The following is a 19392-nucleotide window of genomic DNA, read 5'->3' as shown; positions in this document are numbered from 1 at the left end:
GTGGCGACCACCGAAGGAGCCCGGATCGCCGGCGTCGGACACCGCCGCGCCCGCCACGACGGTGTCCGACGCCATCGCCGAACGGGTCCTGCGCGATGGGGTACTGCGTGTCGAACCGGTGACCTGGGCAGGGGGTGCCGCGGCGCGAGCGGGTCGCTCTCGCCGCGGCACCCCCTGCGCCATGGGCGTGGTCAGGCGAGCAGCTCGAGCACGCGGTGGGCGGCGTCGATGGTGGAGCCGGGGTTCTGTCCGGTCACCAGGTTGCCGTCGACGATGACGTGGCTGCCCCACGAGGCGCCGGCGTCGAACTTGGCACCGGCCGCGCGCAGCCGGTCCTCCAGCAGCCAGGGGGCCTTGTCCGCGAAACCGGCTTGGGTTTCCTCGTCGTTGGTGAACGCGGTCAGGTGCCGGCCGGCGAAGGCCCAGCTGCCGTCGGCGCGGCCGGCGGCGAGGAAACCGGCCGGGCCGTGGCAGACCGAGGCCACCACCTTGCCGGGAGTGTCGAGCAGCGAAACCAGCAGCCGGCCGAGCGTGTCGCTGACGGCCAGGTCCTGCATCGGTCCGTGCCCGCCGGGCACGAACACGGCGTCATAGTCCGCGGGATTCATGTCTTCCAGCCGCCGAGGCGCGGCGAGGAACCCGTCGACCTCGGCGAGGTAGGCGCGGAAGCCGGCGACCTTGGCCTCGTCACCACCGTTCATCGCCGGGGCCAGGCTCAGCTCGTCCACGACCGGCCGCACCCCTCCGGGCGTGGCCAGAGTCACCTGGGCGCCGGCCGCGGTGAAGGCCCGGTGCGACTCGATGAACTCCTCCCCCCAGAACCCCGTCGGGTGCGCGGTGCCGTCCTTCAGCGTCCAGTGCCGGGCACCGGTCAGCACGATCAAGATCGAAGGCATGTCCTTCTCCTGTCAATGTTTTGGAGCCCAAGTCGGCTCCACCTCAGTGTAGCCGACCGGTCGACTATTTTTGCTCCGGAGTCGGACGCGTGATGGTTGGCCGCATGGGACGGACGGGCGCACGGCCCACGAGCGACTCCTGGTCGGCACCACGGAACGTGGCCGGCGCCGGGGGCGCAAAGCGCCGATTCCGGCTCGATGCCCCGAGGCTGGTCCTGGAGGACGAGGTGGAGGGGAGGATCGCTTGTCCGGCTGGTCCACCGAGGCGGACGCCGACGCACTGGCCGGGCCGGCGGCTGGGGAGTTCGGGCATCGGCGAACCGGCCGACCACGCCCGCCACCGTGTCGCTTGCGGTGCTCGGCGAGGTTCGGGTGAGCGACCGGTTCCGGTCGGGATCGGGCGGCCTTCGGGTGCCGCCGGCCTGGCCCGCCCGCCGGCGCGATACCGCCACCACGGGCGCGCCCGGAGTGGTCCGGCAGATCCGGGGGAGGTGGCAGGGCCCGGCCGGGTTCCGCTACCTGGCCGCCGGCGACTACTGGTTCAACGACGAAACGGCCGGGGATAAGGACGGCCCCCACAGCCGCCTTCGCGCCTGACCGTCGGCGCCGGGCTCCTGCCGACGTGGATGGATCCGGCGGCGCGCTGCCGGTACATCGGTGAGTGGTGACCATCGAGCGTCGGCGGGGCCCGGCGGTGGACCGGACCGAGCGAGAGGAGCCTGGGGCTCGGGCCGGCTGCCCGAGGTTCGACCTCGAGCCGGTCGGCGCGAGTGCCGCCGTCCTCGAGGTGACGCCCTGGAGCCTTCGGCGACGAATCGCGCGCAGTCCGCGTCCTGGGTGCCTTGCTGCTGGGCGTCACCATGCTGCACTTCCTGCGGCGCCTCTGACCGGATGGCGAGTGCTGCTGGACTACTGGTGTTCGTCCTCGACGCGGGAGACGTGGTACTGCTGGATCTTCCAGCCGGTGTCGTGGAGGTGGAGCACCAGCGACAGGTGCACGTGGGCCTCCCAGCCGTGCGCGTCGCCGAACGTGACGTCCGCGAAGCCTCCGGCGGCCTGCTCTCCGATCGTGTAGCTGTGCAGGACCGTCACGTCGGCCCTGCGGCCGGGTGGTACGGCTTCGTAGTAGTCCCGTACCGCGTCCCGGCCGGTGAGGACGGCGGGTCCGAAGCCCTGGAAGAGGGCGTCGGGTGTGAAGAGATCGGCCATGGCGTCGGGCTGATGGGCGTCGAAAGCGGCCTTCCAGCGCCGAAGGACGTCCTGCATCGGATGACTCATTGCTTCAGCTCTCATCTGTGGACGGGCGTGGACGGGCGTGGGCGCGCGGGGCCCCACCGTGCGTGGTCGCGCAATGCGGGCGACCTGATTCCCCACCCCCGTAGACGACCGGTCTAGTGAGAATGTAGACGAGCGGTCGTATACTGGCAAGCATGGGACGGACCAGTGACGCCAGAGAGAAGATCATCAGCACCACGCAGTCGCTCATCGAGCTGCGTGGTTACTCGGCGCTGGGCGTGGCCGAGATCTGCAAGACGGCCGGGGTGCCCAAGGGGAGCTTCTACTACTTCTTCGAGTCCAAAGAGGCTCTGGCGCTGACCGTGCTCGACGAGCACTGGGCCGCCCAGCGCCGCGAGTGGACCCGCGTTCTGCACGGCGACGCCGAGCCCCTGCAGCGACTGCGCCAGCTCTTCGAGGAGACCGAGGCGACCCAGCGGGCGGGGCAGAAGAGCTGCGGCACCGTCTCCGGCTGCCTGTTCGGGAACCTCACGCTCGAGCTGAGCAACCAGACCGAGGCGATCCGCCTGTGCCTTCAGGAGATCTTCGACGCCCAGGTCGGCCTGGTGGAGTCGGTCGTCGCCGAGGCGCGCGAGCGGGGCGAGGTCGGTGTCGCCGACACGCATGAGGCGGCGCGAGCGGTCGTGGCTCAGCTCGAAGGACAGGTGCTGCTCGCCAAGCTCTACAACAACACGTCCCAGCTGAGCGTTCTCTGGGCGAACTGCCTGGCCCTGCTGGGGGCACGGATCCCGCAGGAGGCAGCGGCCGGGGCGTGAGTCCCGGTCCGCTGCCGACGGGCCCGTGCGCGGAGCGCCGGAGCTGCGTCGACACCGAGCCCGGACCGCCGGCGCTTCGGCGTGCGCGGGGCGCTGGGAGTGTTCAGGTGTGGGAGGCCAGTCTGCGCAGGATCTCGGCGGCGGGCTCGGCCGTGGCCTGCCGGTACCCGGTACCGGCCCACAGGCTGATCGGCTCGGGGTCGCCGACCGCGGCGGCGGCCTGGCGCATCGGCCTGGTCAGATGGTGCAGGGCGGGATAGCCGGAGGGGGCGAGGTGGCTGTAGCGGTCGGTGAACCGGTTGGCCAGAGCCCGCGCGGGCCGGCCCGTGAACGCCCTCGTCACCACGGTCCCGCGGCGCTGCGGGTCGGCCAGGGCGGCCCTGTGGGGGAGTGAGGTGCCGGCTTCGTCCGCCCGCAGCAGGACCGTGCCGACCATGACCGCCTCCGCCCCGGCGCGCAGCGCCTCGGCCACGGCGGCAGGGGTGGCCAGCCCGCCCGCGGCGACGAGCGGCAGCGACACCGCCTCCCGGATCCGCCCCAGCAGCTCGGCCAGGGGGACGGGGGCCGGAATCCACTCAGGGGTGAGCGTGCCGGAATGCCCTCCGGCGGCCGACGCCTGCACGGCCAGTGCGTCGACGCCCGCGTCCGCGGCCAGGCGGGCCTCCGCCGCCGAAGTGACCGTCTGGACGACCAGGGTTCCGGCAGCGCGCAGCGCCGCGATGACGGCTTGGTCCGGGACGGCGAAGGTGAAGCTGACGACCGGAACCGGTACGGACAGCAACAAGTCGATCTTGTCCGACCAGTGGTCGTCGTCCTCGACGATTCCCACTTCCCGGACGTCGAGTCCGTGGGCCCGGCCTTCGGGGGCGATCGCGGCGGCATAGCGCCGGAAGACCTCCGGATCGACCGGCAGGGGATTGGGCGCGAAGAGGTTGACGCCGAAGGCGACGCCGTGGCGTCGGACCTCGGCGATCTGCCCGGCCAGCGTGTCGGCGGTCTTGTATCCGCCGGCGAGGAACCCCAGCCCGCTCGCCCGGGCCGCCGCCACGACCAGTGCGGGGGTGGTGGGGCCGCCGGCCATCGGCGCGGCCAGCACCGGGTTGTCCACGGCAAGAGCGCTGAGCAGCGAACCCATGGCGTGTCCTCTCTCCTTCGTGAAGCGGGGAACGGGTGCGGCCCGGGGTGGGTTGTGGCCCGCCCGGGCCGCCCGGGCCCCGAGTGCGACGGGCGGTTCGCCGTCGGCCGGGCGGGCCCGTCGGCAGCCGGTTCCGGGGCGACCCGGCACGTCCCGCCACGGCCCGCGGCGGCGCGTCGGCGGTGAGTGCCCGACTTTCAGGAGCCGGCGTTCTGGCCGCCGTCGACGTGGAGGATCTCGCCCGTGACGAACGGGGCGTTCTCGAGGTAGACGACCGCGTCGACGATGTCGCTCACCTCGCCCATGCGGCCGAGCGGATGCAGTCCCGCGAGTGCCGCGTGATGCTCCTCGGAGTGCATGGGTGTCTTGACGACGCCCAGCGCCACGGCGTTGCTGCGTATGCCGCGGCCGGCGTACTCGATGGCCAGCGCCTTCGTCGCGGACTGCAGTCCTCCCTTGGTCAGGGAGGCGAGTACGGAGGTCACGCTGGAGCTGGCCCGGTCGGCGAGGGTGCTCGTGATCTGCACGACGTGGCCGCCGCCCTGCTCCAGCATGCGCTGCACCGCGAGCTGGGTGATGCGGAAGAAGCCGTCCAGGTTCACGCCGAGCACCGCCTCGTAGTCGTCCTCGGTGTAATTGGTGAAGGGCTTCGCGACGAAGATCCCCGCATTGTTGACCAGCGTGTCGATACGGCCGAACCGCTCGACGCCGGCGGAGATGACGCGCTCCGCGGTCGTGCGGTCGGCGATGTCGCCCTGGACGGTGACGATGTCGGGGTCGTCCGACGCAGGGATGTGGCGAGAGGTGGCGACGACGCCGTAGCCCAGCTTGCGGTAGGCGGTGACAAGCCCGGCGCCGATGCCCTGGGACGCACCCGTGACGACCGCGACCTTCTGAACCTGCGTGCTCATGGCGACCTGACCTCCTTCAAGGGGGACGAGCGTTGCCCGACTGGTAGCCGGGCGGTCGTCTATGTCAAAGTAGACGACCGGTCGAGTTATTTCAAAAGGCGTGTCTTCCGTCGGGCGGCAGAGTGTGCGCCTGCGGAACGCGCGTGATGCGGCCCCTGCCTCCCGCACGTCGTCGCGAGGGGGCCGGCAGGCCCCACAGAGAGAAGGAGAAGCTGCCATGAAGGAGTTCCTGGTCGAACTCACCACCACCGTTCCCGAGGGCATCGACCCCGCGGAGGTCGACCGTCGCCGCGCCGAGGAATCCGTAAGGGCCGGGGAGCTGGCCGCGGCCGGCCACCTCGTCCGGTTGTGGCGCCCGGTGGGTGAACTGCGCAGCATCGGCCTGTGGCGGGCCGCCGACGAGGATGAGCTGTACGGCGAGGTGCTCGGCACGCTGCCGCTCTGGCCGTGGATGGCCTCGGTGGTGACGGCCCTGCAGCCCCACCCCAATGACCCGGGAAGGGCTGCTGTCACCGCCTGAACCCCGTAGGGGTGGGGCTCGCCGCCGCCCGGCGGGCCCCACCCCCCACCGCTCCCGCCGCGACCGTGGCGTCCGACCTTGACTACGGCTGGACCGGTCGTCTACTTTGGGTTAGTCGACCGGTCGTCTAGTCGATGTCATCGCATTCACAGTCTCGACAAGGAACGGAGCCGCTGCCGTGGCCACCCCCGTCAAGCTCTCGATCGTCTTCTACTCCTCCACCGGCACCATTACCGAGATCGCCAAGGAACTGCGCGATGCCGGGGTGAAGGCGGGTGCCGAGGTCCGCCTGGTGAAGGCCGCCGAGCTGGCCCCGCAGTCGGCCATAGAGGCCAATTCGGCGTGGGCGGCCAACCACGCCGCCACCGCGGATGTCCCCGAGGCGACACCCGAGGACATCGAGTGGGCCGACGCCGTCCTGTTCGGATCCGCCACCCGGTTCGGCAACATCTCCTCGCAGCTCAAGCAGTTCATCGACACCCTCGGCGGGCTGTGGGCGCAGGGGAAGCTGGCCGACAAGGTCTACAGCGGCTTCACCTCGTCCGCGACCGCCCACGCCGGCCAGGAGACCACGCTCCAGGCGCTCTACACCAGCGTCCACCACTTCGGCGGCATCGTGGTCGCCCCCGGATTCACGGACCCGGTGAAGTTCGCCGACGGCAACCCGTACGGCACCTCGCACGTGGACGGTCAGGGCACGAAGCCGGTGGACGACACCACCCGAGCCGCCGCCCGTCACCAGGCCCAGCGCGTGGTGAGGATAGCCGCGCAGCTCAAGGCAGCCTGACCGCCAGGGCAGCCCGGCGCCACCACACCGGCGGCGCCGGCCGCCCCCGCTGAGGAGACCCCCATGTACGCCGCCACCGCCCGAGTAGCCGCCGGCCCTGCGCCGTATGCCACGTCCGGCGTCCTTCCGGCGGTCTGCACCGGGGAGGCGGCCTGCGCCTGGAGCCTTCCGCACCGTCCGGAGTCCGCCGGCACGGCGCGCCGCATCGCCCGCACTCTCCTCGACGCGTGGGGCACGGACGTCGACACGGCCGACGTGGTCCTGCTCGTCGTATCCGAACTCGTCACCAATGCCGTCGAACACGCCCTGCCCCCCGTCGTCCTCCACCTTGAGCAACGCGCGGAGTCCGGCGCCCTGCGCATCGAGGTCGACGACGGCGGCCCCACCCCCGAAGACCGTGCCCGGGCCGCCGGCCGCGACCCGGAGGAGCACGGCCGCGGCGGCCTCATCGTCGCTCTGCTGGCGACCGCGCACGGCGAACGCGCCCTTCCCCGCGGCGCGGCCCACTGGGCGGACCTCCCCATCGCCCCCTGAACACCGCCGGCCGGTCCTGCGCGATCCGCGGGGCCGGCCGGCGGCCGTGGTGTGCATCAATCTGGACCGGACGCCCGCAGGCGGACAGGCCGCTGCGGTCCTGTCCGTCTGCGGCGCCCCTATGGCGCGGCGCCCGGAGCCGTTGTCCGAGCAGGACCGGTCCGCGCGTTTCCCCTCACATCACCGGCGACTACGTCCGCGAGACGGGGCACCCCGTTGAACGCATGATCCGCCTGGCCTTCTGGCCGTTATCGGCTGTCGGCTGGACGGGGCCGGGGTTCGCGGTCCGCCGCGCCGCTCCCGTTGTCGCCACTGCTCTGAGGGTGTCCCGTTCTGCGGCCTGCAGGCCGGGCTCAGATCACCGAATGCGAAGGACCGGACATGGCCCGGCTGCCCGACTTCCGTCTGGAAACGTACTTCTCCCGCTGGGAGTTCACCGCCCGCCACCATCTGACCGCCTCCGACGTCCGGACCATGACGCTGGGCGAGCTCCTCTCGCCGGCCGACGACAAGGCCCGGGTGGCCTTCGAGAACCAGCCCATCGGATACACGGAGACCTTCGGCGATCCGGCCCTGCGTGAGGTGATCGCCCAGAGGCACGAGAACGCCGGCGCGGACGACGTGATCTGTTTCGCGGGAGCCGAGGAGGCCTTCTACCTGGCGATGAACGTCCTGCCCGACGCCGGGGACCACGCGGCGGTGGTGACCCCGAGCCACCAGGCCGTCGAGACCGTAGCCTTCGCGCACGGGATGCGGACACGCCGATGATGACCACTCTGCCCGTCTTCGGCCTGGTCGCCATCGAGACGGCCGCCACCCCCGAGATCGTCCTGGAGAGCGTCCGTGACGCTCTCATCGCCCACGCCGAAGGGCGAACCAGCGTCCCGCCGCCCCTGCACATGGACTTCCCCAAAGCAGGCGGGGACTGCCACGTGAAAGCCGGCTGGATCACCGACACCGCCGACTTCACCGTCAAGATAGCGACCGGCTTCAACCGCCACCCCGGCCTCGGCATGCCGTCCCACCATCACGGCCTGGTCTGCGTCATCAGCGCCGACACCGGGCAGATACGGGCCATCCTCAACGACCGCGGCCTGCTCACCGCCTGGCGCACCGCCGCCGCGGGCGCACTGGTCACCCATGCCATGGCCCGGCCCACCGCCCTCACCCTGGGCCTCTTCGGCACCGGCGAACAGGCCCTCCTCCAGGCCGTCTGGCTGGCCGAACTCCGCCCCATCAGCCAGATCCTCGTCCACGGCCGCAACCCGCACAACGCCACAGCCCTGTGCGAGGAACTCCACAAGAACGGCCTGCCGGCCCGACCCGCGTCCGCACAGCAGGCCGCCGGCTCCGACATGATCATCACCACCACACCGGCGACAGCACCCGTCCTCGACGCCGCCGACGTCCACGAGGGCACCCACGTGACCGGCATCGGCACGGACACGCCTCACAAGAACGAACTGCCGCCGGAGCTCTTCCACCGCGCCCAGCTCATCGCGACCGACGACCACACCCAGTGCCTCCACCACGGCGACTTCGGCCACGCCGTCCGCGCCGGCGCCACCGCGCAGGACAGCGACATCGCAGCCGGCCTCCTCCTCAAAACACCCCCCGACCGACCGGATACCGCGATCACCGTCGCCGACCTCACCGGTGTCGGAGCACTCGACGCAGCACTCGCCTCAGCTGTCTTCAACCGCCTCACGCCATGACCACACGCCACCCTGCTGTTCCGCAGCCATAGGCCACAGGGGCGCCGTGTGGCGTACGAGGCGGGAACGCGCGCGGCAGCCCCTCCGCACGCCGCTGCTCGATCTCGCGGGCCTTCCCGCACGGCGGCCCGCGCGCTCTTCAGCCAGATGCCCACCGCCGCGCCCCGATCGGAGTTCAGGACACGAAGGTTGATGAACGCAGCGAGCACGGCCGGGTCGCACGGCGTACCGGCATGGCGAGCAGCTCCTGCGGGTGAGGGTCGGTCAGGGCTTGAGGGAGAGCCAGGTGCCGTGGTCGGCGATGCGCAGGACGGAGGTGAGGCCGGCGTCGTCGAAGGCGTGCTCGATGGCGTCGCGGCCTTCGGTGAAGTGGGCCCAGCCGGTGTAGTGGGCGGGGATGTTGACGGGGGCTCCGAGGATCGCGGCGGCCGCGGCGGCGCGGACGCTGTCGAGGCTGACCGGGCGTTCGCGGAACTTGCCGGGGACGCGGGCGGCGCCGGCGTGGAGGACGGTCGCGTCGATGCGCGGGGTGCGGCGGGCGATCTCGGTGACGGTGCGGAGGGAGGCGTTGTCGCCGCTGATGTAGACGCTGGGCAGCCCGTCTCCGGCGAGGACGAAGCCGACGACCTGGCAGTTGACCTCGCCGTCCGGGTCGCGCTCGCCGTCTTCGGGGCCGTGGACGGCCGGCACGGCGGTGACGGTCAGCTCGCCGCCATCCGGGCGGGCGAGGGTGTGGGTGTCCCAGGCGGCCAGGCCCTTCGCGCCTGCGCCGAGCCGGTCGGCGCCGCCCGTGGTGGTGAGCAGCAGTGGGGCGGCCAGTGCGAAGACGCGGCCGCGGTCGTCGAAGTTGTCGGCGTGGTTGTCGTGGCTGACCAGGACCAGGTCGACGTCGGCGAGCCGTTCCCCGGCAAGGGCCGGGCCCTCGGTCTTGGTCAGGTAACCGTGTGGGCCCGGGGCGTCGAAGGTCGGGTCGGAGACGATGCGGAGCCCGCCGAGGTCGAGAACGGTCGTGGGCCCGCCGACCACCAGGGCCGAGCCCTCGTGACGGGGAAGAAGGGGGGAGGACGACGCCATGCTGCTGCAGCTCCTTGGTTCGGGGCAGGGAGGGGAGGGGTGGTCCGGGGCGCCAGGTGGTCCGGGCCGTCCCATCCCTCGCGGTCGACCGTAGGGAGATGACAGGCGCAAGCGGAAATGCCGTTCCGGCTGTGGCTATGCCCCACCCGCATGGGTACAGGTCGCGGCTGCTTCGAGTGCAGCGTCGAGGAAGCGGCGCAGCAGCGCGGAGCCGGTTCCTGCTTCTGGGCGGTAGGCGAGGCGGACCGGGCTGGGCGGTGCGCCGGTCAACGGCCAAAAGCGCAGCGCGGGGTGGTGGATGCGGCGTTCGGCGACGTCGGGGACGATGCCGAGACCGCGTCCCGCCGCCACAGATTCGAGCCACTCGTCGAAATTCGCGGTCTCCACGTACCGACGCGGGCCGTCCCCGTTCGGCCAACACCAGGGGCCGGTGGTGCCGCTGGCGGTGTTGACGACCAGTGTCCACTCGGCGGCGTCCTGCCAGCGCACAGCGCCGGCCATGGCCTTGGAGGGAGGGCCGGGGGAGGACCGCGGCCCGCCGCCGGGGGCTTCCTCCCGAGCACGGACGGCGACGCGCTGCTCGTCGTACAAGTGCACCGTGCGCACGGCGGTCCCGACCGGTCTGCCGCCGCGCACCAGGGCCACGTCGACACCCTGGCGGTCGAGGGCGTCCAGCGGATCGTCGCAGCGCACCAGCTCGACCTGTGCCCCGCTGTCGCGCTCGAAGCGGGCGATGGCGCGCTGGGCCCAGGGATCGGGCAGCAGCCAGCTGAAACCGAGCCTGAGGCGCAACTCGTGACGGGCCGCGGCCAGGGCCGCGTCGAACGCGGCCAAGGTCCGCTCCACGTGGACGAGGAACTCGGCGCCGGTGCCGGTGAGCGCGACGCCGCGAGACGAGCGGTCGAGCAGCCGCACCCCGAGGGCCGCTTCCAACTGGGCAACGGTGCGGCTCAGGGCCGGCTGCGTGATCAGCAGTTCCTCGGCGGCCCGGGTGAACGAGCGGCGCCTGGCCACCGCGGCGAACGCCCGCAGGTGCCGCAGCTCGATGCCGGATGCGCTTGCGCCGCCGGGCGCGGTCACCGTCGCCTCGCACTATGCCTGGGGAACATGAATGCAGCGTAACCGGCATTTCCGCTCACTGTGCGCGCGGCCTAGCGTCGATGGGGAAGCCTCGCGCACGGGGATGCCCGCGAAAGAAAGCGACCATGAAACAGGCGCTCGCACAGCCCCACCACACCCGCGCCACAGCGCGGGCCGACTCCCCGTGGCCGACCGTGCTGCGCGGCGCGGCGGCCCTGGCCGCCGCGATGGGTGTGGGCCGGTTCGCGTACACACCGATCATGCCGCTCATGCACGCCCAGGCCGGGATATCGAACAGCCTGGGAGCCTCGCTGGCCACCGCGAACTACCTCGGCTACCTGGCCGGCGCCCTGCTCGGCATCGCCGCCCCCGCGCTACTACGGTCGGCGACCGCCCTGCGCGTCGGGCTGCTGGTCCTCACGGTGTCCCTCGCCCTGATGCCCCTGACCCACGACGACGGCGCATGGTGGGCGCTGCGACTGATAGCGGGCGCGGCCAGCGCCCTCGTCTTCATGATCGCGACGAGCGCCATGCTGGCAGGGCTCGCCGCGCACGCCGAGCACATGACCGGCTGGGCCTTCGGCGGGGTCGGCGCGGGAATCGCCCTTTCCGGGATGACGGTGGTCGCCGTGCAGCAGGCCGGCTCCTGGCAGGCGGCCTGGTCGGCCTGCGCCGCGCTCACCGTGCTCCTCACCGCCGCCGCCTGGGGCCTGGCGCCCCGCACTGCGGCTCCCGCCGCGACGGTGCCGGCCGAACGGCCGCGCACCCGGCGCTGGTTTACCGCCCTGCTGGCCAGCTACCTCCTGGAGGGCATCGGCTACATCATCGCCGGGACCTTCCTGGTCGCCGCCCTCCAGCAGGGTGCACCCGGCTGGATCAGCAGCGGCGCCTGGATCGTGGTCGGCCTGGCCGCGCTGCCCTCGTGCGCCCTGTGGATGCGCCTGGCCCGCCGCATGTCCCGCCCGGCCCTGCTGACGATCTCCCTGTCCCTCCAGGCCGTCGGCATCGCCCTGCCCGCCCTGTCCGCCGGCAGCGTCCCCGCGCTCGCCGCCGCCATCCTGTTCGGCGCCACCTTCATGGGCGTGAGCACCATGGCCCTCGCCATCGGCACCCATCTGCGCATCCCACACGCCATCGCCCTGCTCACCACCGGCTACAGCCTCGGCCAGATCCTCGGCCCCCTGCTGGCCGCACCGCTGCTGCGCCACGGCTACCACTCCGCACTCCTGCTCGGCGCCGCCCTGGTGCTCGCCGCCGCCTGCGCCGCAGCCGCCTGCTGCATACGGTTCCCCCACCACCTCACCCCCACCGCCTGAACCTGGAGAGTCAGGGACTTTGAGGACGTACCTAGGTTCGGTGAGGGGCCGACGGCAGCCATTGGCTGACAGGGGCAGGGGTGGGGTGCAGTGGCGTTTCGCCGGTGAACCGTGTGCTCGGGCGGGTGAACCGGGCCGGGGTGGTCTGTCGGTGACGGTGCGGTGGCCGGTAACCGCTGGTCCTCGCTGAACGTCTGCCTACCGGTACCCCGTTGGTGGTGAGCGCGCACACGCAGTGGGGGCGGTTTTCGTGCCGTCTGGAGGTCGCAGGCCGGATGGGGGAGTGGTTGTGGTTGCGGGTGTCGGGCGAGGTGGAGCAGGGCCTGGGCGATGGCGTGCAGTTTTTTGTCGGTGGTGGTTCGGGGTTGTGATGTCAGTCGTTGGATTTGGGGTTGTCGCTGTTCAGCGGGTTGTGTCTGGTGGTCGTGTGGGGACGTGGATGCTGGTTCGGCGCTGACGTTTTTGGTGATGGTGCAGGTCAGTTGGTTGCCGGTCGGTACAGCGTGTGGGGTTGCTGCAGGTCAGGCCGGTGGCGGCAGAGGCCGGTGTCTCTTTTTACGGCGTCGCGGGTAAGCGGTAGCGGATGCCTGCCGCGGTCCGGCGGAGTTCTTCGCAGTCTCGGCTGCCGATGAGGGGGAAGAGGGCCTGGCCGGAATCCCGCTGTTGGAACCGGCCGTAGGTTTTTGCCGCTGACAGCAGGGGGCGGGCCCAGCCGGGGACGGGGTGGACACGGCAGCGCCGGTGGGCTGTGCTGTTGTGGACTTGATGACGGTCGCTGTTTCGTTCACATCGCTGCCGCGGATCAGGGCCAGTTGGACTGTGCTCGTTCCGGTGAGGGCGTGGATGGTCAGGGCTGCCGCGTGCAGGGGGTGGGCGATCTGGTGCAGGCGCTGGACAAGGGTGGCTTGCTGGGCTTGGCCCATGTCGGGGCCTGCGGGTTCGGGTGGGAGGAGATGCTGGAGCGGGTCGTGGTCTGCGCCGGGGCATGGCGTGCGGGCCGGCCGGGCGACGGATGTTCCCCGCTGGTGCGGGGTTGGGGTGATCCATTGTCCGTCGTCCTGGCTGGGGGCGGCGGTCGGGCGCCAGGTGGTCCGGGTCCCGTGCGCCCTGGTGTGGAGGGCGGTCCGAGCGTGGTCGAGATCGTCGATCATCTGGTGTTCCATACCGTCGAGCAGCGTGCTCAGGCCCGGACCGGCCGGGCGGTGCCACAGGAGAGTGAGGTGGATGCCGCACCTCTCCTGACAGCAAGCCTGCCCTCAACTGGCCCCGTCCCTGACTCTCGCAACACCTCACGGCATGCCACCGACAGGAGAAGCCCAGCCTTGAGCACGAGAGCAGCCGCAGTGGCCAGACGTCATCCGCAGCCAGAAAGTCCGCCACACCCATCCGCCGAACGACCGGGCTTGACCGGGGAAACGGCATCCCCCTGCCGCCGCGCCGTGCTATCAGCCTTGTATCGGCGCTACAGCCATCCGCGCCTTGTGGCGTTCACCCCTGCCTGGAATCTGCTGACCGCCTCGAGTCTCTCCATCAGGTTGGACATCATGCGGCTGACGGTGCGGGGGGAGACGGAGAGCGTGCGGGCCGCGGCTTCGTCCGTGTCGCCCGCGGCGGCGAGGGCCAGGAGCGCTCGTTCTGTGGGGGTGCAGCCGTTGGAGTCGGGGCGAGGAGGCGCCCCAAAGGGTGTACCTGCGGACCAGCACTGCTCGAACAGTGCACGGAGGGCGGTGACGATGCCCGGGCTGAGGATTTCGAGTGCGCCCGCGCGGGGGTTCTCGGGATCGACGGGAATGATGGCGACACGGCGGTCAATGATGATCATTTGTATGGGCACGGTGGGTATGGTGCGCATCTGACCACCGCGCTCCGTCAGCCATCGGGCGTACGCGAGGGTGTCGGGGTCATTGCGGAAGCTGTCGCGGCACACGGCTCGGATGACGACTCCGCGGCGCAGGGCCTCTTCGTTGAGCGGAGTGGCGGCGCTGCGGGCGTCCGGGCGGTGGGCACCGCCGGGGTTCAGTGACAGGCATTCGAAGTGGGTGGTCCGCTGGAGTTGTTCCAGTCTTGTGCGGATCGCGTCGAGGCCTTCGAGCCGGGTGGCGCTGTCGGACAGTCTCGTGCCGAGGTGGGCGGCGGCGATGGCCGCTATCTCCGCTCGGGCGCTTTCCACCTGGGCCTGGCGTTCAGCGATCTCCGCCTCGGCGGAGGCCAGCAGGGTGGCGAGTCCGACTTCGGGGCTGACCGGGCGGAGGCCGGCCCCCGTCTGGCCCGACGGTTTGAGTAGGGCGAGGCGGGCGAGTTCGTCGAGGGCGCTCCGTGTCGCCTGCTCGTCCAGTCCGGTGTCCGCGACTAGGGCGGCCACCCCGTGGTCAGGTCGCTCGAGCATCGCCCGATAAACAGCTTCTGCGTGGGCAGACAAGCCCAGCCACTGCAACATGAGATCCCCCCGATACGAAGCCTTGATCCTAAAGGATGTTGCAGGCAATTTTCGGAGGCATTTTTTCCTGAAAAGGTGGAGTGTTGCGGGCTGAGGCGGTGTGCGTGGAGAAAGTCGCGGGCTGGCGGATCGACCGATTTGCGATGCATACCCACTGTTCGGGGGAGCGGGCGTATGAGTACGGGTGGCTGCGTGCTGCCGCACCGACGCCATACCGCGAACTGCTTGACCCGCCTACGTATCTCCCCGCCGCCTGCCACTTCGTCCAGCGACTGCTTCCGCTCCTGACGCTCGAGCCCTGGCGTGGTCTGGCTACAGACAGGCACCCAGGTGGCGTCAAGGCGCCAGGCGCCTTGGCGCCACTCGCCTACTAGTGACACCGGCTCACGGCGCGGACAGGCTTGCTCCATCGCACACGGCATTTCCCTGAATGGGGGAGATGAGATGAATCCGTCGGCCAGCACGCCTATTGGGGTTGAGTTCTTCATGTCCTACGTCGCCGCACGCCTGCTCGTGCCCGCCGCACTCCTCGCCGCCATCGGATCTGGTGTGTTCGTTCTCGGCCTCTCGGAAACGCGGCACACGACTGCGGGCGATGGTTTCGGGTGGAGCAGCACGCACCAAGTGCTGGCCGGCGATGGCTACGGATGGAGCGCGCCGCGAGACGGTATCGCCCACCCGTAGCTTCGCTTTCGATGCAGAGCGAGAAAGGCAAACCCGCCGGAAGTCGCCATGTATATGATCACATTCAAATTGATCGGCTCCTGTGGATCAGTCACAGCCCCGAACGATGTCAGGGACCTTCTTACGGCCCACTTTGCTCCTGCGGACGGCATCGAGCACGTGACCGCAACGGCGGATGCGGGAGACGATCGCATCGATCTGGTTCTCTTCTCCCTCGCCAACTCGGAAGCCGAGGCCATGCTCACCGCTCGCGCAGCGTGTCTGCGCGCCCTTGAGCGCGCACCCGAGCTCATCGCCTGGCGTCTGTCGGACGGCGCTGCCGGCGACGGGCCGGGCATTCGCTGAGCACTCCGGTATTCCGTCAGGAAAACCCCGGTCGATCGCCTGTCGAAATCAAGCGGACAGGTTCGGATCGAGCACCATGCGTTTTCACGTTCAACCGCCATAGCTGGTGAGGGCATGGCGCGGCGCCCGGGGAGATCTCCGCGTCATATGAAATGGGAGAAAATGTCTGCAACCCTTGGTCGGCGGCTTTGTCATGCCGTGGCGACCACGCTCGGCTTGGCCATGGTGATGAGTGTCGCTTCGGTGTACACGCCGGTAGCCGCCGTTGCAGATGCGCTGCCGGTGAATGAGGGCGAGAAGGCGCTCAAAGCGGCAGCCGCATCGGGCAAGCCCGTCGAGGTGCTCGGTGAACGGACCGAGTCCACGACGACGTACGCGAATCCGGACGGCAAGTCCTTCCGCCTGGACACCTCGGCCGTTCCGGTCCGGGTCAAGGCGAAGGACGGCGCCGGCTGGGTCGCGCCCGACGCCACGCTGGGGGTCCGCCCGGACGGCACCGTGGGCCCGAAGGCCGCCGTGGCCTCGGTCGGGTTCTCGGGCGGCGGCGATTCGAGTCTGGTCACCATCGAGCACGGCGGACGGTCGATGTCCCTGGGCTGGCAGGGCGGCAAGCTGCCCAAGCCGGTGCTCGACGGTGACAGCGCCGTGTACCAGGAGGTGCTGCCCGGGGTCGACCTGCGGATGACGGCGACCTTGAAGGGGTTCCGCGAGGTACTCGTGGTCAAGACGCCGGAGGCGGCGAAGAACCCGAAGCTCCAGCGCGTCGAGTTCGACCTTGAGGCGAAGGACGTCCGGCTCAACTCCGCCAAGGACGGCGGGCTGTCCGCCACGGACGCCAACGGCAAGCCGGTGTTCAAGGCGCCCCCGGCCCTGATGTGGGACTCGAAGGGCGTGTCCACCGCGCCGGCCATGTCGCCGAAGGCGAAGGCGGCCGCGGCCAAGAGCGAGGGCGGCGCGCTGCCCAAGGCGCCCGTCGGCGCGGAGCCCGGCAGCCGTCCCGCCGACGGTCCGGCCCCTGGCTCCGGGGCGGCGAACATGCCCGTCCAGGTCGGCACCGACTCGCTGGCCGTCGTACCGGACTCCTCGCTGCTGAAGCAGAGCGACCCCGCGGCCTTCCCCCTGTACATCGACCCCTCCGTCGCCCTCGACGACGGCACCGAGTACACCGCGCTCCGCGACGACGGCGTCTCCTTCTGGAACTGGGACAACGGCAGCGACGGCCAAGGCAAGGGCATGGGCAAGTGCGGCTCCTGGAACGGCTACTACTGCGGTCCGGGCTACGTACAGCGCCTGTACTTCGAGTTCTCGCCGAGCAAGCTGGTGGGCAAGGAAGTCCTGACCGCCCGCTTCCGCGTCACCGAGCCGTGGGCCTTCCAGTGCGATCTGCGCAGCGTCTGGCTGGTCCGCATGGACGGGGAGATCTCCCCCTCGACGACCTGGGGCAACAAGCCCAACTACGCCGACCTCATGGGCGACCGCTGGCTGTCGGCCGGCCGCGGCTCCGCATGCGATCCCAACTCGCCCGCCGCACCCGTCGAATTCTCGGACAACCTTCCTGACGAGCCGGACGAGAACCTCACCCCCACCGTCCGCGACTTCGCCAACGGCCGCTACAACCGTCTGAACCTGGAGCTGAGGGCCGAGGACGAGTCGGACACCGCCTCGTGGAAGCGCTTCCGCAACGACGCGGTCCTGTCCGTCGACTACATCGGCAAGCCCAACACCCCCATCTACGTCGGCCTGGTCACGGGCGCGGGGGAGATCTGCTCGAACGACCCGGCCAAGCCGTCGATCGTCTCCGACCCGACTCCGGCCATGACCGCGATCACCGAGACCGTGTGGGGCGGCGAGTCCGGCGCCCAGCTGCGGATCCTCATGCAGACCGAGAAGAAGGAGACCAACGGCACCTGGACCCCGGTCAAGGCCACGGCGGCCGATGCCGACTACGTCAATCGGCCGTCCTCGGGATTCGTGGGGGACAACGTCAAGGTCACCAGTGACCCGCCCGCCACGCTGACGGACGGCGCCCAGTACCGCTTCCGGACCTGGACCCGGTCGTACGCGGACGGCAACGAACGAACCAGCGCTCCCAGTGCGGACTGCTACTTCAAGGTCGACTCCAGTGCCCCCAAGGCCCCGACGGTCACCTTCGGAGCTCCGTACAGCCAGTGCACCAGCACCGCGTGCACGGCGGCCGGCAAGCCCGGCCAGGCGGGTCAGTTCACCTTCGCTCCGGCCAGCGGCGACACCGTCACGGCATTCCAGTACAAGCTGTCCACGGACACCACGTGGACCGAGATCGCCGGCTCGAACCCGACCGTCTCGATCACTCCGCCGCTGTCGGGGACGATGAAGCTGAGCGTGAAGGCCAAGGACGCCGTGGGCCGCTGGGGCGCGACGAAGATCGTCGACTTCGTGGTCAAGGAGGGCCCCAACCCGATCGGCTACTGGACCTTCGACGAGGCCTCCGGCCAGGCCATCGACACGTCGACCACCGACCCGGCGCTCAGGAACAACATGTACCTCGCCGCCGGAGCCCAGCGCCCCGCAACCGGCCGACGGGGCTGGGTGCAGACGCCCACCCCGCACGAGGACCGCGCGCTCCAGCTGACGAACGGCCAGTACGCGAACAGCGACAAGCCGGTGTTCGACACCCGTAGCTCCTTCACCGTGGCCGGCTGGGTCCGCCTGGACCGCACGGACGGCACCTTCTCCATGCTGGCCCAGGGCGGCAAGAACTTCAGCGGTGTCGCCATCACCGCCGCCGCCGGCCAGCCGTGGTCGATGCAGATGGCCACGGACGACACGGCGGGCGGTACCGGCGCGATCAGCCGGCTCAGCGGTCCGAACCCGGCGCAGGCCGGGGTGTGGACCCACGTCGCCGCCACGTACAGCGAGTCCACCGACCTCGCGAAGCTGTACGTCAACGGGCGGCTCCAGGGCCAGATGACCGTCACCAACCCCATCGCCTCCACCGGAGCCATGGGAATCGGCGCCGCCAAGCAGTCCGCCGCCTGGACGGAGCAGCTCCCGGGCCGGATCGACGAGGTCAAGGTCTGGCAGGACGAGAAGAGCGCCGTCGAGGTCAAGCAGGACTCCTCGCTCTTCGACCCGGCGACCGGCAAGCCCGCCGTCGACCTGGCCGGAGCCTGGGACCTCACCACGGCCGGCCCCGCCTTCACCGACAAGTCCGGCAACGGCCGCGCCCTGACCGCGACCACCGGTACGCCCGTCACGGGCGGCGCCCTGGTCCTGAACGGCTCCACCCAGGCGGCCACCGTCGCGGGTCCGGTCGTCGACGACACGGGATCGTTCACGGTGACGGCCGAGGCGAAGCTCGACAACACCGCCCTCCTCGCCAAGCCGAACGGCTACAAGGCCCAGGTCATCGGCCAGCGCACGGCCACCGGTTCCTCCTGGAGCCTGTGGTTCGAGAAGACCGGCATCCGCCAGGAGCCGGACGAGCAGGACCCGACCAAGATGCTGGACTTCGTCGAGGGCAGCTGGCACTTCGGCCGCCTGACGGCCGACGGCACCGGGACCTCGGTGGCCAGCGACAGCCCGGCCGCGCTCAACGCGGGCGTCCAGGTGACCGGTGTCCACAACGCTCAGGACGGCACCATCACCCTCTACGTGGGCGCGGCCGGCCAGGCCCAGCCCAAGGCCTACACGGCCAGCGTCGGCAGCGGCGAGCTCGCCGTGGGCAAGGGCTTCACCAACAGCGCCTGGGGCAACTTCCTGCCCGGCCAGATCAAGGACATGCGCCTGTGGTCCGGCGCAATGAAGGACGCCCAGCAGGTCACGGACACCGTCTTCGGCTCCGGTAGCTGACCCTCCGACTCCACCACCGATTTGCCGTGGCCGCCCCGCACAGGGGCGGCCACGGCCTCACCCGTACCCAAAACCC

The 19392-nt window shown here is 70.7% G+C and carries 17 protein-coding genes; 10 read left to right on the top strand and 7 right to left on the bottom strand.

The window, feature by feature from the left end; translation table 11 throughout:
- Positions 1-191 precede the first annotated feature (191 nt).
- Both AB8A24_RS28805 and AB8A24_RS28800 read right to left on the bottom strand, forming a co-directional pair.
- On the bottom strand, positions 192-896 hold the full coding sequence (locus AB8A24_RS28805; protein ID WP_328959573.1) for a type 1 glutamine amidotransferase domain-containing protein: 705 nt from the start codon (positions 894-896) through the stop codon (positions 192-194).
- Between the two features lie 909 nt (positions 897-1805).
- Positions 1806-2162, bottom strand: coding sequence for an SgcJ/EcaC family oxidoreductase (locus AB8A24_RS28800; protein ID WP_369478000.1), 357 nt, complete (start codon positions 2160-2162; stop codon positions 1806-1808).
- A gap of 164 nt (positions 2163-2326) precedes the next feature.
- On the opposite strand from AB8A24_RS28800, the gene AB8A24_RS28795 reads away from it, so the two are divergent.
- A complete protein-coding gene (locus tag AB8A24_RS28795) occupies positions 2327-2947 on the top strand; it encodes a TetR/AcrR family transcriptional regulator (RefSeq protein WP_328959570.1) in 621 nt (206 codons plus the stop codon).
- A 103-nt stretch (positions 2948-3050) separates the two neighbouring features.
- On the opposite strand, the gene AB8A24_RS28790 is transcribed toward AB8A24_RS28795, so the two are convergent.
- Both AB8A24_RS28790 and AB8A24_RS28785 read right to left on the bottom strand, forming a co-directional pair.
- A complete protein-coding gene (locus AB8A24_RS28790; RefSeq protein WP_369477999.1) occupies positions 3051-4082 on the bottom strand; it encodes a nitronate monooxygenase in 1032 nt (343 codons plus the stop codon).
- A gap of 197 nt (positions 4083-4279) precedes the next feature.
- Positions 4280-4993, bottom strand: coding sequence for an SDR family NAD(P)-dependent oxidoreductase (locus tag AB8A24_RS28785; protein WP_369477998.1), 714 nt, complete (start codon positions 4991-4993; stop codon positions 4280-4282).
- Between the two features lie 217 nt (positions 4994-5210).
- On the opposite strand from AB8A24_RS28785, the gene AB8A24_RS28780 reads away from it, so the two are divergent.
- The 5 genes from AB8A24_RS28780 to AB8A24_RS28760 all read left to right on the top strand — a co-directional run bounded on the left by AB8A24_RS28780 (position 5211) and on the right by AB8A24_RS28760 (position 8549).
- Entirely contained in the window at positions 5211-5513 is a 303-nt protein-coding gene (locus tag AB8A24_RS28780) for a muconolactone Delta-isomerase family protein (protein WP_369477997.1), read from the top strand.
- Between the two features lie 178 nt (positions 5514-5691).
- Entirely contained in the window at positions 5692-6300 is a 609-nt protein-coding gene (gene wrbA / locus AB8A24_RS28775) for an NAD(P)H:quinone oxidoreductase (protein WP_328959566.1), read from the top strand.
- A gap of 63 nt (positions 6301-6363) precedes the next feature.
- Positions 6364-6834: an ATP-binding protein gene (locus AB8A24_RS28770; protein WP_328959565.1), complete on the top strand. Its 471-nt coding sequence runs from the start codon at positions 6364-6366 to the stop codon at positions 6832-6834.
- A 381-nt stretch (positions 6835-7215) separates the two neighbouring features.
- The gene (locus AB8A24_RS28765; RefSeq protein ID WP_328959564.1) at positions 7216-7602 is read left to right on the top strand and encodes a hypothetical protein; all 387 of its coding nucleotides are present in this window, start codon (positions 7216-7218) and stop codon (positions 7600-7602) included.
- The gene (locus tag AB8A24_RS28760; RefSeq protein WP_369477996.1) at positions 7599-8549 is read left to right on the top strand and encodes an ornithine cyclodeaminase family protein; all 951 of its coding nucleotides are present in this window, start codon (positions 7599-7601) and stop codon (positions 8547-8549) included. The genes AB8A24_RS28765 and AB8A24_RS28760 overlap by 4 nt, the downstream gene beginning before the upstream one ends.
- A gap of 264 nt (positions 8550-8813) precedes the next feature.
- Here AB8A24_RS28760 and AB8A24_RS28755 read toward each other — a convergent pair whose 3' ends face one another.
- Positions 8814-9623, bottom strand: coding sequence for an MBL fold metallo-hydrolase (locus AB8A24_RS28755; protein WP_328959562.1), 810 nt, complete (start codon positions 9621-9623; stop codon positions 8814-8816).
- A gap of 135 nt (positions 9624-9758) precedes the next feature.
- Positions 9759-10703 (bottom strand): LysR family transcriptional regulator, encoded by a 945-nt coding sequence (locus AB8A24_RS28750; protein ID WP_328959561.1) that lies wholly within the window; start codon positions 10701-10703, stop codon positions 9759-9761.
- A 227-nt stretch (positions 10704-10930) separates the two neighbouring features.
- Between AB8A24_RS28750 and AB8A24_RS28745 the strand changes: the two genes are divergently transcribed.
- Positions 10931-12019, top strand: coding sequence for a YbfB/YjiJ family MFS transporter (locus tag AB8A24_RS28745; RefSeq protein WP_328965742.1), 1089 nt, complete (start codon positions 10931-10933; stop codon positions 12017-12019).
- A gap of 1462 nt (positions 12020-13481) precedes the next feature.
- On the opposite strand, the gene AB8A24_RS28740 is transcribed toward AB8A24_RS28745, so the two are convergent.
- Positions 13482-14456 carry a LuxR C-terminal-related transcriptional regulator gene (locus tag AB8A24_RS28740; protein WP_369477995.1) on the bottom strand — a complete coding sequence of 325 codons (975 nt, stop codon included), beginning with the start codon at positions 14454-14456 and terminating at the stop codon, positions 13482-13484.
- Between the two features lie 444 nt (positions 14457-14900).
- Here AB8A24_RS28740 and AB8A24_RS28735 point away from each other — a divergent pair, with 444 nt between their 5' ends.
- The 3 genes from AB8A24_RS28735 (at position 14901) to AB8A24_RS28725 (ending at position 19316) form a co-directional block, all read left to right on the top strand.
- Positions 14901-15140 carry a hypothetical protein gene (locus AB8A24_RS28735; protein WP_328959558.1) on the top strand — a complete coding sequence of 80 codons (240 nt, stop codon included), beginning with the start codon at positions 14901-14903 and terminating at the stop codon, positions 15138-15140.
- A 48-nt stretch (positions 15141-15188) separates the two neighbouring features.
- Positions 15189-15485, top strand: a complete 297-nt coding sequence (locus tag AB8A24_RS28730) for a hypothetical protein (RefSeq protein ID WP_328959557.1) — start codon at positions 15189-15191, stop codon at positions 15483-15485.
- A gap of 282 nt (positions 15486-15767) precedes the next feature.
- Positions 15768-19316: a LamG domain-containing protein gene (locus tag AB8A24_RS28725; protein WP_369477994.1), complete on the top strand. Its 3549-nt coding sequence runs from the start codon at positions 15768-15770 to the stop codon at positions 19314-19316.
- Positions 19317-19392 lie beyond the last annotated feature (76 nt).

Origin of the sequence: Streptomyces sp. BF23-19, assembly GCF_041106355.1 — a bacterium.
Classification (GTDB): domain Bacteria; phylum Actinomycetota; class Actinomycetes; order Streptomycetales; family Streptomycetaceae; genus Streptomyces; species Streptomyces virginiae_A.
This window is presented reverse-complemented; position numbering and strand designations above follow the sequence as displayed.

Bases quoted from the DNA above. Each gene is read 5' to 3' on its own strand.
- AB8A24_RS28800 (WP_369478000.1), bottom strand. From the start codon at position 2,162: ATGCAGGACGTCCTTCGGCGCTGGAAGGCCGCTTTCGACGCCCATCAG.
- AB8A24_RS28740 (WP_369477995.1), bottom strand. From the start codon at position 14,456: ATGTTGCAGTGGCTGGGCTTGTCTGCCCACGCAGAAGCTGTTTATCGG.
- AB8A24_RS28730 (WP_328959557.1), top strand. From the start codon at position 15,189: ATGTATATGATCACATTCAAATTGATCGGCTCCTGTGGATCAGTCACA.
- AB8A24_RS28760 (WP_369477996.1), top strand. From the start codon at position 7,599: ATGATGACCACTCTGCCCGTCTTCGGCCTGGTCGCCATCGAGACGGCC.
- AB8A24_RS28785 (WP_369477998.1), bottom strand. From the start codon at position 4,993: ATGAGCACGCAGGTTCAGAAGGTCGCGGTCGTCACGGGTGCGTCCCAG.
- AB8A24_RS28770 (WP_328959565.1), top strand. From the start codon at position 6,364: ATGTACGCCGCCACCGCCCGAGTAGCCGCCGGCCCTGCGCCGTATGCC.
- AB8A24_RS28765 (WP_328959564.1), top strand. From the start codon at position 7,216: ATGGCCCGGCTGCCCGACTTCCGTCTGGAAACGTACTTCTCCCGCTGG.
- AB8A24_RS28790 (WP_369477999.1), bottom strand. From the start codon at position 4,082: ATGGGTTCGCTGCTCAGCGCTCTTGCCGTGGACAACCCGGTGCTGGCC.
- AB8A24_RS28735 (WP_328959558.1), top strand. From the start codon at position 14,901: ATGAATCCGTCGGCCAGCACGCCTATTGGGGTTGAGTTCTTCATGTCC.
- AB8A24_RS28780 (WP_369477997.1), top strand. From the start codon at position 5,211: ATGAAGGAGTTCCTGGTCGAACTCACCACCACCGTTCCCGAGGGCATC.
- AB8A24_RS28795 (WP_328959570.1), top strand. From the start codon at position 2,327: ATGGGACGGACCAGTGACGCCAGAGAGAAGATCATCAGCACCACGCAG.
- AB8A24_RS28755 (WP_328959562.1), bottom strand. From the start codon at position 9,623: ATGGCGTCGTCCTCCCCCCTTCTTCCCCGTCACGAGGGCTCGGCCCTG.
- AB8A24_RS28805 (WP_328959573.1), bottom strand. From the start codon at position 896: ATGCCTTCGATCTTGATCGTGCTGACCGGTGCCCGGCACTGGACGCTG.
- AB8A24_RS28745 (WP_328965742.1), top strand. From the start codon at position 10,931: ATGGGTGTGGGCCGGTTCGCGTACACACCGATCATGCCGCTCATGCAC.